2 protein-coding genes are annotated in these 16,925 nt (G+C 77.0%); both read left to right on the forward strand.

Annotation, left to right across the window (positions count from 1 at the left end; translation table 11 throughout):
• Positions 1–1,447: condensation domain-containing protein (locus ACR807_RS35960; protein WP_438925970.1), on the forward strand; the 1,447-nt coding region annotated here is incomplete at its 5' end.
• Positions 1,444–16,914, forward strand: a complete 15,471-nt coding sequence (locus ACR807_RS35965; RefSeq protein WP_438925971.1) for a non-ribosomal peptide synthetase — start codon at positions 1,444–1,446, stop codon at positions 16,912–16,914. The genes ACR807_RS35960 and ACR807_RS35965, both read left to right, overlap by 4 nt.
• Positions 16,915–16,925 lie beyond the last annotated feature (11 nt).

The following is a 16,925-nucleotide window of genomic DNA, read 5'->3' on the forward strand; positions in this document are numbered from 1 at the left end:
GGCCTGGCAGGCCGCGCGCGGCGGCCCCGTCGCGGGCTTCACCCAGTCGATGGCCGTGCGCGCCCCCGCCGGCCTGCGCCGGGGCGAACTGGTGGCCGCCGTGGGCGCGCTCCTCGACCACCACGACGCGTTGCGGCTGCGGGTGGACGTGGACCCGGGCGGCACCTGGCGCCTCCGCGTCCACCCGCCCGGCGCGGTGCCCGCCGAGGACGTGGTGCACCGGTGGGACGTGGCGGGGATGGACCCCGCGGACCGGGACCGCCTCCTGCGCGACCACGCCGACCGCGTCCGCCGCTCGCTCGACCCCACCACCGGACCGGTCCTGGGGGTGCTCTGGTTCGACGCGGGCCCGACAGCCCCCGGCACCGTGCTCCTGGTCGCCCACCACCTGGCCGTGGACGGCGTCTCCTGGGGCATCCTCCTCGGCGACCTGGCCCGCGCGGCCGAGCAGGTCCGCGCCGGCCGGCCGTTCGAACTGGACCCGACGACCACCTCGCTGCGCCGCTGGGCGCGGCTGCTGGACGACGACGCCCGCGGCCCGGCGCGCGCCGCCGAACTCCCGTGGTGGCAACGGGTCGTGCGCGGCCCGGACCCCCTGCTCGGCACCCGCGCGCCGGACGCCCGCGACACCCACGCCACCGCCGGCACCCTCCAGCTCACCCTGCCCGCGGAGATCACCTCGCCGCTGCTGACCGCGGTGCCCGCCGCGTACCGGGCCGGCGTGGACGAGGTGCTGCTGACCGCTTTCGCCGCCGCGGTCCGCGAGTGGCGCCGCGCCCGGGGCGTCGTGCCGACCGAGGTCCTCGTCGACGTCGAGGGCCACGGGCGGCACGACGAGACCTACCCGGGGGTCGACCTGTCCCGCACGGTCGGCTGGTTCACCACCGTCCACCCGGTGGCGCTCCACCTCGACACCGGACCCGGCGCGGTGGGCGGCGACGCGGGACGGCTGCTCAAGCAGGTCAAGGAACAGCTGCGGGCGGTACCGGGGCGCGGCCTGGGCTACGGCCTGCTCCGCCACCTCGACCCGGGCGGGGGACTGGCCGGCGCCGCCGCGCCGCAGCTGGGCTTCAACTACCTCGGACGCCTGCTCGCGGAGGAACCGGGGGACTGGGGCATGGTGCCCGACGTCGCCGGCGCGGGCGGCGGCGCGCCGCCGGAGCTGCCGCTGGCGCACGCCGTGGAGCTCAACGCGCTCACCCGCGACGGCGCGGACGGGCCCCGGCTCGTCGCGGCCTGGACGTGGGGCCGCGAGCTGCTGGCCGAAGCCGAGGTACGCGAGCTGGCCGAGCTGTGGTTCGCGGCGCTGCGCGACCTGGTCGCCCACGTCGCGGACCCGGACGCGGGCGGTCTCACCCCGTCCGACGTGGTGCTGCCCGGCGTGACGCAGGACGAGATCGACGACTGGGAACAGGAACTGGAAGCGGAGTGGGGGACGCGCGCGTGAGTCGAGCCAGCCAGGACCGCCGGGTCATCGAGGACATCCTGCCGCTGACGCCGGTGCAGCAGGGCATGGTGTTCCACCACGCCTACGAGGGGCCGTCGGGCGCCGACGTCTACGTCGCCCAACTGGTCGTCGACCTCGAAGGCGACCTCGACGCACGCGCGCTGCGGGCCGCGGCGCAGGCGCTGGTCGACCGGCACGCGACCCTGCGCACCGCCTTCCGCCGCCGGCGCACCGGCGACTGGGCGCAGGTGGTGGCCCGCACGGCGGTCCTGCCCTGGCGGGAACGGGACCTGCGCGCCGAGGACGACCCCGCCGCCGCCGCGGAGCGGGAGGCCCTGGCCGATCGCGAGCACCGGTTCGACCTCGGCGCGCCGCCGCTGCTGCGCTGCGCCCTGCTGCGCGTCGGCGAGCGCGCCCACAGGTTCGTGCTGACCAACCACCACATCGTGCTCGACGGCTGGTCGATGCCGGTGCTGCTGCGCGACCTCGTCGCGCTCTACCGCTCGGGCGGCGACGCGAGCGGCCTGCCCCCGGTGCGCCCGCACCGGGACTACTCGCGGTGGCTGGCCTCCCGCGACACCGGGGCGGCGAAGGCGGCGTGGGCACGGGCCTTCGCCGGCTTCGACGAGCCCACGCTGGTCGCCGACCCGGACGCCACCCGCGCGTCCGCCGCGCCCCGGCAGCTGGGCTTCACCCCCGAGCCGGGGGTGGCCGCCGGCCTGGCCGCCCTGGCCCGCGACCACGGGCTGACGACCAACACCGTGCTCCAGGTCTGCTGGGCGCTGGTGCTCGCCGAGCGCACCGGCCGTCCGGACGTGGCCTTCGGCTCCACGGTCGCGGGCCGCCCGCCGGAGCTGGCCGGCGTCGAGGACATGGTGGGGCTGTTCGTCAACACGCTGCCGGTGCGGGTGCGGCTGGACCCGCGCGAGCCGGTGGCCGCGCTGCTGTCCAGGGTGCAGGTCGAGCAGGCCGCGCTGCTGCCGCACCAGCACCTGGGTCCGGCCGACGTCACGGCCGTCACCGGGCTGCCGACGCTGTTCGACACCTCGTTCGTGTTCGAGAACTACCCCACCGACCCGGCCGCCGACGGCACCTTCGCGGACCTGGTCGTCACCGCCGCCCGCGGCTACGACGCCACCCACTACCCGCTGGGCCTGGTCGCCGTGGCGGACCCGGACCTGCGGTTCCTCCTCGACCACCGGCCCGACCTCGTCGACCGGGCCGAGGCCGAGGACGTCTCCGCCCACCTGCTGCGCGTGCTGGGCGCGGTCGTGGCGAACCCCGGCGTCCCGGTGGGCCACCTGGACACCCTCGACCCGGCCGTGCGCCGGCAGGTCCTGGTGACGTGGAACGACACGGCGCGCGAACACCCCGCCGACGTGCTCCCCGACCTGTTCGCCGCCCAGGTCCGCCGCACCCCCGACGCGGTGGCCCTGGTGCACCGGGACGAGTCGCTGACCTACGCCGAGCTGGACGCGCGGGCCAACGCGCTGGCCCGGTCGCTCCTCGCGCGGGGCGCGGGAGCGGAGGTCGTGGTCGCCGTGCTGGTCCCGCGGTCGGTCGACTCCGTGGTGGCGCTGCTGGCGGTGCACAAGGCGGGCGCGGTGTACCTGCCGGTGGACCCCGACTACCCGACCGAGCGCACCGCGTTCATGCTGGCCGACGCCGACCCCGCGCTGGTGGTCGCCACCGGCGCGGTCGCGCACCGGACCGCCGCCGTCCACCCGGACCGCGTTCTCGTCCTCGACGCGCCGGAGGTCCGCGCCGAACTGGAGCGCCGGCCCGCCACCGACCCCCCGCGCGCGACCACCCCGGCCCACGGCGCCTACATCCTCTACACGTCCGGGTCGACGGGCAGGCCCAAGGGCGCCCTGGTGACCCACGGCAGCCTCACCAACCTCCTGCACCACCACCGCGGGCAGGTGCTCGACCCCGCCGTGCGGGCGGTCGGCGGCCGGCGGCTGCGGATGGACCACACGGCGTCGTTCTCGTTCGACGCCTCCTGGGGGATCTTCCTGTGGATGGCCGCGCACGGGCACGAGATGCACCTCGTCGACGACGAGACCCGGCTCGACCCGGCGGCCTTCGCGGCGCAGGTCGTCCGGGAACGGGTGGACGTGATCGACCTGACCCCCAGCGAGTGCCTGCACCTCGTGGCCGCGGGCCTGCTCGACGAGGGACGGCACCGGCCGTCCGTGGTGGTCCTGGGCGGCGAGACCATCGGCGCCGGGCTGCGCGCCGACCTGAACTCGGTGCCCGGCCTGCGCGCCTACAACCTCTACGGCCCGACGGAGTGCACCGCCGACACGACCATCGGCGAGGTCCGCGCCGACAGGCCGGCCGAGCTGGGCCCGCCGATCGACAACGTCCGCTGCTACGTGCTCGACCCCTGGCTGCGGCCGGTGCCGCCGGGCACCGCGGGTGAGCTGTACGTGGCCGGCGCGGGCCTGGCCCGGAACTACCTGGGCAGGCCCGGCCTGACCGCGCAGCGGTTCGTGGCCAACCCGTTCGAGGCGGGCGGCGGGCGCCTCTACCGCACCGGCGACCGCGTCCGGTGGTCGGCCGCCGGGCTGATCGAGTACGTCGGCCGGACCGACGACCAGGTGAAGCTGCGCGGGTTCCGCGTCGAACCCGGCGAGGTGGAGGCCGTCCTCGGCGAGCACCCGTCGGTGCTCCAGTGCGCGGTCGTGCTCCGCGAGGACCGCCCCGGCGACCCGAGGCTCGTCGCCTACGCGACCGCGGCGGGCCCGATCGACCACGCGGCCGTGCGGGCGCACCTCGCGGAGCGGCTGCCGGGGCACATGGTGCCGTCGGCGGTCGTCGTGCTCGACGCGCTGCCGATGACGCCCACCGGCAAGCTGGACCGCCTGGCGCTGCCCGTGCCCGACCTCCTCGGCACCGCGGGGCGGGCGCCCGCGACCCCGCGCGAGGAGGTCCTGTGCGGGCTGTTCGAGGAGGTGCTCGGCGTCGAGCGGATCAGCCCCGACACCGGCTTCTTCGACCTCGGCGGGCACTCGCTGCTGGCGATGCGCCTCGTGGGCCTGGTGCGCGTCGCCCTCGGCGTGGAGCTGCCCGTGCGCGCGCTGTTCGACGCGCCGACCCCCGCCGGCCTCGCCCGCGCCCTCGTCGGCGCCGACGAGGCGCGCACCCCGCTGACCGCCCGCCCCCGACCCGGGCGCATCCCGCTCTCGCCCGCCCAGCGCAGGCTGTGGTTCCTCAACGCCTACGAACCCGACGGCTCCACCTACCACACGCCCACCGCCCTCCGGCTGCGCGGCGAGGTCGACCGGGACGCCCTCGCCGCCGCGCTCGTCGACGTCGCCGACCGGCACGAGGCGCTGCGCACGACCTTCCCGGAGGACGCCGAAGGACCCCACCAGCGGGTGCTCCCGCCGGGCTCGACGCCCGGCCTGACCGAGCGGGACACCACGCACGACCGGCTCCACGAGGTGCTCCGGGCCGAGGTCGAACGCCCGATCAGGCTGGACGCCGAGGCCCCGTTCCGGGCCCACCTCGTGCACGTCGGCCACGACGACCACGTCCTCCTGCTGGTGGCGCACCACGTGGCGGTGGACGAGTGGTCGATCGGCGTCCTCCTGCGCGACCTGACCACCGCCTACGCGGCCCGCCGGACCGGGAGCGCCCCGGACTGGGCGCCGCTGCCCGTCCAGTACGCGGACTACGCGCTGTGGCGGCGGGACGTGCTCGGCGACGACGCCGAGGACGGCGAGGTCGCCCGCCAGGCCGTGAGCAGGCTGCGGTACCTGGCCGGGCTGCCCGAGGAGCTGGCGCTGCCCGTCGACCGGCCGCGCCCGGCCGACCCGGACCACCGCGGCGGCGCGGTGGCGTTCACCGTGCCCGCCGACGTGCACGCGGGCCTCGTCGCGCTCGCCCGCGCCCACCACGCCACGGTGTTCATGGTCCTGCACACCGCGCTCGCGGTCCTGCTGACCCGCTTGGGCGCGGGCACGGACCTCCCGATCGGCACCCCCGTCGCGGGCCGGTCGGACCCGGCGGTGGCGGACGTGGTCGGCCTGTTCCTCGACACCCTCGTGCTGCGCGCCGACACGGCGGGCGACCCGTCCTTCACCACCCTGCTCGGCCGGGTCCGCGACGGCGACCTGGCCGCGCACGACGAGCAGGACGTGCCGTTCGAGCGGCTGGTGGAGCTGCTCAACCCGACCCGGTCGCACGGCAGGCACCCGCTGTTCCAGGTCCTGCTGTCGACGCACACCGCCGCGCCGCCCCTCGCCCCCTGGCCCGGGGCCGAGGTCTCCGGTGTGCCGCTCGGCACCGGCAGCGCGCGGTTCGACCTCGCGTTCGAGATCGGGGAGCTGCCGGGCGGAGGGCTCGACGCGGTCCTGGAGTACCGGGCCGACCTGTTCGACGAGGCCACGGCCCGGTCACTGGCGACGTGGTTCGGGCGGGTGCTGGCACAGGCGGTGGCCGACCCCGGTCGGCGGCTGGGCCGCTTCGAGCTGCTGGAGGCGGCCGAGGCGCACCGGGTCGTCGTGGAGTGGAACAGGTCGGACGTGGTCGCCACCGCGGACGACGTGTGGGACCTGGTCGCCGCGCAGGACCCGGCGGCGGTCGCGGTGGTGTGCGGCGACGACGGGCTGACCTACGGCGAGCTGGTCGACCGCGCGGAGCGGGTGGCGTCCGGCCTGGGGGCGCGGGGCGTCGGTCCCGAGGACCTGGTCGGCGTGCTGCTGCCCCGGTCGGTGGACCTGGTCGTGGTGCTGCTGGCGGTGTGGCGGGCGGGCGCCGCGTACCTGCCGCTCGACGGGGGCTGGCCCGCCCAGCGGCTGACCGCGGTCCTCCAGGACGCCCGGCCCGCGCTGGTCGTCACCGAGGACGTGGCGGCGGACCTGGCGGACGGCGGCGGCCCGCTCCCCGGGGGCCTCGTGTCGCCCGACCAGGCCGCGTACGCGATGTACACGTCGGGGTCGACGGGTCGGCCGAAGGGTGTGGTGGTGTCGCGGGGGAACGTGGCGAACCTGTTGGGTGACATGCGGGTGCGGTTGGGTTTGTCGTCGTCGGACCGGTGGTTGGCGGTGACGACGGTGGGGTTCGACATCTCGGTGCTGGAGCTGTTCGGTCCGCTGACCTCCGGTGGCCGGGTCGTCCTCGCCACGGCGGACGAGGTGCGCGAACCGTCCGCGCTGCACCGGTTGACCACCCGGTGCGGGATCACGGTCGCCCAGGCGACACCCGGCCTGTGGCGCGCCCTCCTCGACGCCGCCCCGGACGCGGTGCGCGGCGTGAGGGTGCTCGTCGGCGGCGAGGCCCTGCCCGCGCCGCTGGCGCGCGACCTGCACGCGTCGGCCGCGTCCGTCCTGAACGTGTACGGGCCCACCGAGACGACGGTGTGGTCGACGGCGTCCGTCGTGGACGGCGGGACGCCGACGATCGGCTCGCCGATGGCGGGCGTGCGGTGCTTCGTGCTGGACGAGGGGCTGCGCGTGGTGCCGCCGGGCGTGGTGGGCGAGCTGTACGTCGGCGGCGCCGGCGTCGGTCGCGGCTACGTCGGCTCGGCGGGGCTGACCGCGTCGCGGTTCGTCGCGGACCCGTTCGGCACGGGGGAGCGGCTGTACCGCACGGGCGACCGCGCGCGGTGGTCGAGGGAGGGCCGGCTGGAGTTCGTCGGTCGAACCGACGACCAGGTCAAGGTCCGCGGTTTCCGGGTCGAGCTCGGCGAGGTCGAAGCCGCCCTGCGCACCCAGCCCGGCGTGGTCGCCGCGGTCGCCGCCGTGCGGGAGGTCCGGCCGGGCGACAGCCGCCTCGTCGGGTACGTCGTCGGCTCGGTCGACCGGGCCGCGCTCGCCGCCGGCGTCGCCGAGGTGCTGCCCGGCTACATGGTCCCGTCGGTCCTCGTCGTCCTCGACGAGCTGCCCCTCAACGCCAACGGCAAGGTGGACCGCCGCGCGCTGCCCGCCCCGGTGGTCCGGTCGCGCGCCGGGAGGGCGCCCTCGTCGCAGCGCGAGGAGGTCCTGTGCGGGTTGTTCGCCGACGTGCTGGGCGTCGACCGCGTCGACCCCGACGACGGCTTCTTCGCCCTCGGCGGGCACTCGCTCCTGGTGACGCGCCTGGTCGGCCGGGTGAGGGCCGCGCTGGGCGTCGAGGTGGCGGTGCGCCAGGTGTTCGACTCGCCGACCCCGGCGGAACTCGCCCGCGCGCTCTCCACCGCCGGCCGGGCGCGCGCCGGCGTGGTGGCCGGGCCGCGTCCCGACCGCGTCCCGCTGTCCTCGGCGCAGCTCGGGCTGTGGTTCCTCCAGCGCCTCGACGGGGGCGTCGCGTACCACCTGCCCGTGCCGCTGCGCCTGACCGGCGAGCTGGTCGCCGCCGCGGTCGCCGCCGCGCTCGGCGACGTCGTGGCCAGGCACGAGGTCCTCCGGACCCTGGTGGTCGAGGACGCGACGGGCCCGCACCAGGTCGTGCTGCCCCCCGCGCCCTTCCCGGTGGGCGTCACCGCGCACGACGACGGCGCGGTGGCCGCCGAGGTGGCCCGCCCGTTCGACCTGGCCACCGACCTCCCGGTGCGCGCCACCCTGTTCCGGGTGGCGCGGGACGAGCACCTGCTCCTGCTCGTCCTGCACCACATCGCCGTCGACGAGTGGTCCGTGGCGCCCCTGCTGCGCGACTTCGCCACCGCCTACGCGGCGCGCCTCGCCGATCGCGCCCCGGCCTGGGAGCCGCTGCCCGTGCAGTACGCCGACCACGCGCTGTGGCAGCTCGCGGCGCTCGGCGCGGACGACGAACCGGGCTCCCCGATGGCCCTCCAGCTCGACCACTGGCGCGCCGCCCTCGCCGGCGCGCCCGAGGAGCTGCGGCTGCCGCTCGACCGGCCGCGCGCCGCCGCCGAACCCGGCGCGGCGGGCACCGTCGAGTTCCGGCTCACGCCGGAGCTGAGGCGCGGTGTCGCGCGGCTCGCCAGGGACCGCGGCACGACCGCGTTCATGGTCGTGCACGCCGCGCTGGCGGCGCTCCTGACCCGCTTCGGCGCGGGCCACGACATCGTCATCGGCTCACCGATCACCGGGCGCACCGATCCCGCGGTGGCGGACCTCGTCGGCCTCTTCCTCAACTCGCTCGTGCTGCGCGTCGACACCTCCGGCGACCCGGCCTTCACCGAGCTCCTGGACCGCGTGCGCGCCGCCGACCTCACCGCCTACGACCACCAGGACGTCCCGTTCGAGCGCCTGGTGGCGGCGCTGAGCCCGACCCGGTCACCGGGCAGGCACCCGCTGTTCCAGGTCCGCCTGGTCGTGCAGAACGCCGACCCCGCCGCCGCGCCGGTCGAGTTGCCCGGCCTGACCGCAGCCCTGGAACCGCTGCCCCCGGACACCGCCAAGTTCGACCTGCTGTTCCGGCTCTTCGACCGCGCGGACGGCGGGATGGGCGCGGTGCTCGAACACCGGGCGGACCTGTTCGACCGCGCCACCGCCGAAGCCCTGGCCGACGGGCTGCTGCGGGTGCTGGCCGCCGCCGTCGCCGACCCGGACCGCCGGCTCGGCGACCTGGACGTGCTCGGCGACGCCGCCCGGGTGCCGGCGGCGTGGAACGACACCGCGGCCGACCTCGGTGACGAGGACGTCGTGGAGATGTTCGAGGCCCGCGCCGCCGAGCACCCCCGGCGACCCGCCGTGCGCGACTCCTCGACGGCGCTGGACTACGGCGCCCTCAACGCCGCGGCCAACCGGCTCGCCCACCACCTCATCGCGCTCGGCGTGGGCCCCGAGCGCCTGGTCGCGGTGTCGGCGACCAGGCGCGTCGAGACGGTCGTCGCGCTGCTCGCCGTGCTCAAGGCGGGCGGGGCGTACGTGCCCGTCGACCCGGACCTGCCCGCCGAGCGCGTGCGCGCCCTGCTCGACGACACCCGGCCCGCGCTCGTGCTGGGCGGCCCGGAACTGCCCGGCGCGACCTGGCCGGACACCGCGGCCGGGAACGACGCGGACCCGCGCGTCCCGGCGCACCCCCGGCGCGCCGCCTACGTCATCCACACCTCGGGCTCCACCGGCCGCCCCAAGGGGGTCGTGGTCGAGCACCGCTCCCTGGGCGCCTACCTGCGGCGCGCCCGCGCCGCCTACCCGGACGCCGCGGGCACGGCGCTGGTGTCCTCCCGGCTGTCGTTCGACCTGACCGTCACCGGCCTCTACACCCCGCTGGTCGCCGGCGGTTCGGTGGTGCTGGCCGACCTGGCCGAGGACACCGCGACCACCCTGCCCCGCCCGGACTTCGCCAAGCTCACCCCGAGCCACCTCGCGCTCCTCGACGGCCTGCCCGACGACGCGTCACCGCGCGGCACCCTCGTGCTCGGCGGGGAGGGCCTGCACGGCGCCGCGCTCGCCCGGTGGCGCGAGCGCAACCCGCACGCGCGCGTGGTCAACGCCTACGGGCCGACCGAGACCACGGTCAACTGCACCGACTTCACCGTGCACCCCGGCACGCCCCTGCCCGACGGGCCGGTGCCGATCGGCACGCCGTTCCCGAACACCCGCGCCCACGTGCTCGACGACCGGCTGCGCCCGGTCCCGGTGGGCGTCGTGGGCGAACTCCACGTCGCGGGCGACCTGGTCACCAGGGGCTACCTGGACCGGCCCGAGCTGACCGCGCAGCGCTTCGTGGCCGACCCGTTCGGCCCGCCGGGCTCCCGCCTGTACCGCACCGGCGACCTCGTCCGGTGGCGCCGCGACGGCCTGCTGGAGCACCACGGCCGCGCCGACGACCAGGTCAAGCTGCGCGGCTTCCGGATCGAGCCCGGCGAGGTCGAAGCCGCCCTGCTGGCCTGCGGGGGAGTGGACCGCGCGGCGGTCGTGGCGACCGGCGAGGGCCCCGACCGGCGGCTCGTCGCGTTCGTCGTGCCGTCCCCCGGCGCGGCCCCGGACCCCGCGCGGCTGCGGTCGCGGCTGGCCGAGGCGCTGCCCGAGCACATGGTCCCGGCCGCCATCGGCCTCCTCGACGCGCTGCCCACCACCCCGCACGGCAAGCTCGACCGCCGCGCGCTGGCGGAGGTCGAGATCCCCTCCGGGGCGACCCCGACCCGGGAGGTCGCGGAGACGCCGTGGACGCGGATCGTCCGCGAGCTGTTCGCCGACGTGCTCGGCGTGCCCGAGGTCGGCCCCGACGACGACTTCTTCGCCCGCGGCGGGCACTCGCTGCTGGCGATCCGGCTCGCCGCCCGCGTCCGCGCGGCACTGGGCACCCCGGTCCCCGTGCGGGCGATGTTCGAGTCGCCGACCCCGGCCGCGCTCGCGTCCCGCCTCGTCGGCGAGGAGCGCGACCCCGCGCCGGTCCACCCGGTCACCCGGCCCGCGCGGCTGCCCCTGTCGTCGGCCCAGCGCAGGCTGTGGTTCCTCAACCGCTTCGACGACGGCGGCGCGGGCTACGCGCTGCCGGTGGCGCTGCGGCTCACCGGCAGGCTGGACCGCGCGGCCCTGGAAGCCGCCTTGGGCGACCTCGTCGAGCGGCACGAGGTGCTGCGGACCGTGTTCCCCGAGGACGCGGACGGCCCGCACCAGGTCGTGCTCCCCGCCACCCGACCGGACCTCGTGGCCGAACCGGTCGCGGAGGACGACCTCGGCCCCAGGCTCGACCGGACCGTGCGCGAGGGGTTCGACCTGCGCCGCGAACCGCCGCTGCGACCGGTGCTGCTGCGGCTCCACCAGGACGAGCACGTCCTGCTGCTGCTCCTGCACCACGTCGCCGCCGACGGCGGCTCCCTGCGCCCCCTCGGGAACGACCTCGCCACCGCCTACGCGGCGCGCCTCGCCGGCCGCGCCCCCGAGTGGGACCCGCTGACCGTCCAGTACGCCGACTACGCCCTGTGGCAGCAGCGGGAGCTGGGTGACGAGGACGACCCGGGGAGCGTCGCCGCGCGCCAGCTCGCGTTCTGGCGCGAGCGCCTGGCCGACCTGCCGGACGAGTTGGCGCTGCCCGTCGACCGACCCCGGTCGGCCACGCCGTCCCACCGGGGCGGCACGGTCGAGCTGACGATCCCCGCCGCGCTGCACGCCGACCTGGTCGACCTGGCCAGGTCCGAGGGGACGACCGTGTTCATGGTGCTGCAGGCGGCGCTGGCCGTGCTGCTCACCCGGCTCGGCGCGGGCCCGGACGTCCCCATCGGCACGCCCGTCACCGCCCGCTCCCACGCCGCCGTCGAGGACCTGGTGGGCGTGCTGATCAACACGCTGGTGCTGCGCACCGACACCTCGGGCAACCCCCGCTTCACCGAGCTCCTGCGCCGCGTGCGCACCGCCAACCTGGCCGCCTACGCCCACCGCGACGTGCCGTTCGAGCGGCTGGTCGAGGTGCTCGCCCCCCGTCGCTCCGCCGCCCGGCACCCGCTGTTCCAGGTGATGCTGTCCGTCCACGGGCACGAGCCGGACTCCGCCGCCCCCGCCCTGCCCGGCCTCACCGCCACGCCGGTGGACGCGGACCCGGGCACCGCGAAGTTCGACCTGATGGTGGCGCTCGCGGAGCACCGCGACGACGACCGGCGGCCCGCGGGGCTGCACGGCGTGGTCGAGTTCGCCCGCGACCTGTTCGACGACGACACCGCGCGGGCGCTGGCCGGGTGGTTCGTGCGCGTGCTGGAGCAGGCCGCCGCGGACCCCGGTGGGCGCGTGGGCCGGTTCGACCTGCTGGACGAGGCCGAGGCGCGCCGCGTGGTGGGGGAGTGGAACGCGTCCTCGCCGTCCGGTGCGCCCGCCGACGCGTGGGACCTGGTCGCCGCGCAGGACCCCGACGCGGTCGCCGTCGCCCGCGGCGGGGACGAGCTGACCTACGGCGAGCTGACCCGCCGCGCCGAGCTGCTGGCGCGCGGCCTCCGCGCCCGCGGGGTGTCCGCCGGGTCCGTGGTGCCGGTGGTGCTGCCCCGCTCGGTCGACCTCGTGGTGGCGCTGCTGGCCGTGTGGCGGGCGGGCGCCGCCTACCTGCCCGTGGACCCCGGGCTGCCCGAGGAGCGGACCCGGCTGCTGCTCGCCGACGCCGACCCGTCGACGGCCATCACCGAGCGCACGTTCGCCGACTGGTCGTCGGGCACGGGCACGGACCCGATCCCGCCCGCGTCGCCGCACGACGCGGCGTACCTGATCCACACCTCGGGGTCGACCGGCAGGCCCAAGGGCGTGCTGGTGACCAGGGGCAACGTGGCCGCCCTGCTGGCCGACATGCGCGCGCGGACCGGCCTGTCCCCCGCCGACCGCTGGCTGGCGGTGACGACCGTCGGGTTCGACATCTCCGTGCTGGAGCTGTTCGGGCCGCTGACCTCCGGCGCACGCGTGGTGCTGGCCGGCGCCGAGGACATCCGGGACCCCCGGGCGCTGACCGCGTTGATCGCCGCGTCGGGCACCACCGTCGTGCAGGCGACCCCGGCCCTGTGGCGGACCGTCCTCGACCACGACCCGGGCGTCCTCGCCGGGGTCCGGGTCCTCGTCGGCGGCGAGGCCCTGCCCGCCGACCTCGCCGCCGGACTGGCCTCGGCCGCCTCGTCGGTCCTCAACGTCTACGGGCCGACGGAGACCACGGTGTGGTCGACGGCGTCCGTCGTGGACGGGGGCGCGCCGACCATCGGGCGACCGCTGACCGACGAGCGGTGCTTCGTGCTCGACGAGTTCCTCCGGCCGACGCCCCCCGGCGTGACCGGGGAGCTGTACATCGGCGGCGCCGGGGTCGCCCGCGGGTACGCGGGCATGCCCGGCCTGACCGCGACCCGGTTCGTCGCGAACCCCTTCGAGCACGGGAGCAGGGTCTACCGCACGGGCGACCGGGTGCGGTGGTCGCGCTCGGGGGAGCTGGAGTTCGTGGGCAGGGCCGACGACCAGATCAAGGTCCGCGGGTTCCGGATCGAACCCGGCGAGGTGGAGGCGGTCCTGCGCGCCCGTCCCGGCGTCCTCGCGGCCGTCGTGGTCGCCCGCGAGGACCGGCCGGGGGACCGCAGGCTCGTCGCCTACACCACCGGCGGCGTGCCCGCGCGGGTCCTGCGCGCCCACGCCGCGTCCACCCTGCCCGAGCACATGGTGCCCTCGGTGTTCGTCGAGCTGGCCGAACTCCCGTTGAACGCCAACGGGAAGGTGGACCGCCGCGCCCTGCCCCGCCCCTCGGTCGAGGCGGGCCATGGCCGGCCCGCGACCTCCGTGCGGGAGGAGATCCTGTGCGGCCTGTTCGCCGACGTCCTGGGCGTCGACCGGGTCGGGCCGGACGACGGGTTCTTCGACCTGGGCGGGCACTCGTTGCTGGTGACCCGGCTGGTCGGCGTGGTCCGGTCGGTGCTCGGCGCGGAACTGGCCGTCCGGGAGGTGTTCGACTCGCCCACGCCCGCCCGCCTGGCGCGGGTGCTCGACGGCGCCGCCCCCGCCCGCCCCGGCCCCGTCCGCGGGCCGCGCCCGCCCCGCGTGCCCCTGTCGGCGGCGCAGCGCCGGCTGTGGTTCCTGAACCAGTTCGACGGCACGCCCGCCTACACCGTCACCGTCGCCCTGCGGCTGCGCGGCGACCTCGACGCCGACGCCCTCGACGACGCCCTCGCGCTCGTCGTCGAGCGGCACGAACCCCTGCGCACCCTCGTCGCGGACGACCTCGACGGCCCCCACCAGGTCCTGCTGCCACCGCCGGGCCGCGTGCTCCGGCGCGTCGACCGCACCGAAGCCGAACTGCCGGACCTGCTCACCGCCGAGGCGTCGCACGACTTCCGGCTCACCACCGACCTCCCGCTGCGCGCGACGCTCGTCCGGCTCGGACCCGACGAGCACGTGCTGTCCCTCGTCGCGCACCACATCGCCCTGGACGGGTGGTCGACGGGGCCGCTGCTGCGCGACCTGTCCGCCGCCTACACCGCGGTCCGGACCGGCGCGCGACCCGACTGGCCCGCCCTGCCGCTCACCTACGCCGACCACGTCCTGCACCAGCGGGACGCCTTCGACGGGGGTGCGCCGGACCCGCACCTCGACCGCCGGCTGGCCGCGCTCGCCGGACTGCCCGCCGAGCTGGCGCTGCCCGCCGACCGACCGCGCCCCGCCGCGCCCACCCACCGCGGCGGCCGGGTGGCGTTCGACGTCGAGCCCGCCCTGCACACCGCGCTCACCCTGCTGGCCAGGGCCGAGGGCGCCACGTTCTTCATGGTCGTCCAGGCCGCCCTCGCAACCCTGCTCACCCGGCTCGGCGCGGGCACGGACATCCCCATCGGCACCCCCGTCGCCGGTCGCGACGACCCCGCCGTGAGCGACCTCGTCGGGCTGTTCCTCAACACGCTCGTGCTGCGGACGGACACCTCCGGCACGCCCGCGTTCCGCGAGCTGCTGCACAGGGTGCGCGAGACCGACCTGGCCGCGCACGACCACCGGGACGTGCCGTTCGAACGCCTCGTCGAACTCCTCGACCCGCCCCGCGCCACCGGCCGCCACCCGCTGTTCCAGGTCCTGCTCAACCCCAACGTCGCCGCGCCCGCCGCCCTGGCGTTCGACGGCCTGACCGCCACCGAGGAACCGGTGGCCGGCGGGTCGGCGCGCCTGGACCTCACCCTCTCCTACACCGAACTCCCCGACGGGGTGCGGGCGGCCTTCGAGTACGACCGCGACCGGTTCGACGACACCACCGCCGCCCGGCTGGCGGACCGGTTCCTCCGCGTGCTCGACCAGGTCGCCGCCGATCCCGACATCCCGATCCGCGACGTCGAGGTCGCCGACCCGGCGGAGCTGCGGCAGGTGACCTCGGACTGGAACGACACCGCCGTCCCCGGCGAGCCGGTCGACGTCCTGACCTCGGTGTCCGCCCAGGACCCGGCGGCGGTCGCGCTGGTGTCCCGGGACGGGGAGGTGACCTACGGCGACCTGCTCGGGCGCGTGGAGCGGCTGGCGGCCGGGTTGCGCGCCGAGGGGGTGGGAACCGAATCGCTGGTCGGGGTGATGCTGCCCCGCTCGGTGGAGCTGGTGGTGGCGCTGCTGGCGGTGTGGCACGTCGGCGCGGCCTACGTGCCGCTCGACCCGGACCTGCCCGCCGAGCGGGTGCGGGTCATGACGGCGGACGCCCGACCGGCCCTGGTGCTGACCCGGACCTCCTCGGTGGAGCCCCCGGCAGCGGGCAGCGGCGCGCCCGCCCCCGCCGCCGTCGCGGGCGGGCAGGCCGCCTACGTGATCCACACGTCCGGGTCGACCGGCGTGCCCAAGGGCGTGGTCGTGTCGCGGCGCAACGTGGCCAACCTCCTGGCCGACATGCGCGCGCGGCTGGGCCTGACACCCCGGGACCGCTGGCTGGCGGTGACGACCGCGGCCTTCGACATCTCCGTCCTGGAGCTGTTCGGGCCGTTGACGTCGGGTGGTCGCGTGGTGCTCGCGACCGCGGACGACGTCCGGGACCCCGCCGCGCTGCACGAGCTGATCGACGGGCACGGCGTCACGGTCATGCAGGCGACGCCGACGCACTGGCGCGCGGTCGTGGCCCACCGGGCCGACGGGCTGCGCGGCGTCCGGGTGGTCTCCGGTGGCGAGGCCCTGCCCGCCGACCTCGCCCGCGACCTGGTCGCCCGCACCGCGGGCGTGACGAACGCCTACGGCCCGACCGAGACGACCGTGTGGTCCACGGCCGCGACCGTCACCCCCGCCACGGCCTCGTCACCGCCGATCGGCCGCCCGATCGCCAACACGCGGTGCCACGTCCTCGACCACCTGCTGCGCCCGGTGCCGCCCGGTGTCGTCGGGGAGCTGTACCTGGCGGGCGCCGGTGTCGCCCGCGGCTACCTGAACCGGCCCGGCCTCACCGCGGAGCGGTTCGTGGCCGACCCGGCGGGCCCGCCCGGGAGCAGGCTCTACCGCACCGGCGACGCCGCGCGCTGGCTGCCCGACGGCACGCTGGACTTCCTCGGCAGGACCGACGCGCAGCTCAAGGTGCGCGGCCACCGGGTCGAGCCGGGGGAGGTCGAAGCCGCCCTGCTGGCGCACCCCGGTGTCACGGGGAGCGCGGTGGTGCTGCACGACGGCCGCCTGGTCGCCTACACCACCGGCCCCGCCGACCCCGCCGCACTGCGCGAGCACCTCGCCGCGCACCTGCCCGGCCACCTCGTGCCCGCCACGATCGAGGTGCTCGACGCCCTGCCGACGACCCCCGGCGGCAAGCTCGACCGCGGCGCCCTGCCCGCCCCCCGGCGGATCGCGCCCACCGGCGGCAGGGAACCCGCGAACCCGCGCGAGGCGTTGGTCCGCGACCTGTTCGTCGAGGTCCTGGGCGCGGACCGGGTGGGGGTCGACGACGGGTTCTTCGAACTCGGCGGCGACAGCATCCTGTCCCTGCGCCTGGTGGCCAGGGCCAGGGCGGCGGGGCTCGGGTTCGGGGTGCGCGACGTCTTCGAGCACCGGTCGCCGGCGGCCCTGGCCGCGCTGACGGCCGAGGTGACCGCGGACGCCCCGGTGCCGACCGAGTTCTCCCTCACCGCGCTGAGCGACACCGAACTGGACCGGCTGCGCGCGGAGTGGCCCTGACCGGCCCCGCC

The organism is Saccharothrix sabaoui, assembly GCF_051756985.1.
GTDB lineage: Bacteria > Actinomycetota > Actinomycetes > Mycobacteriales > Pseudonocardiaceae > Actinosynnema.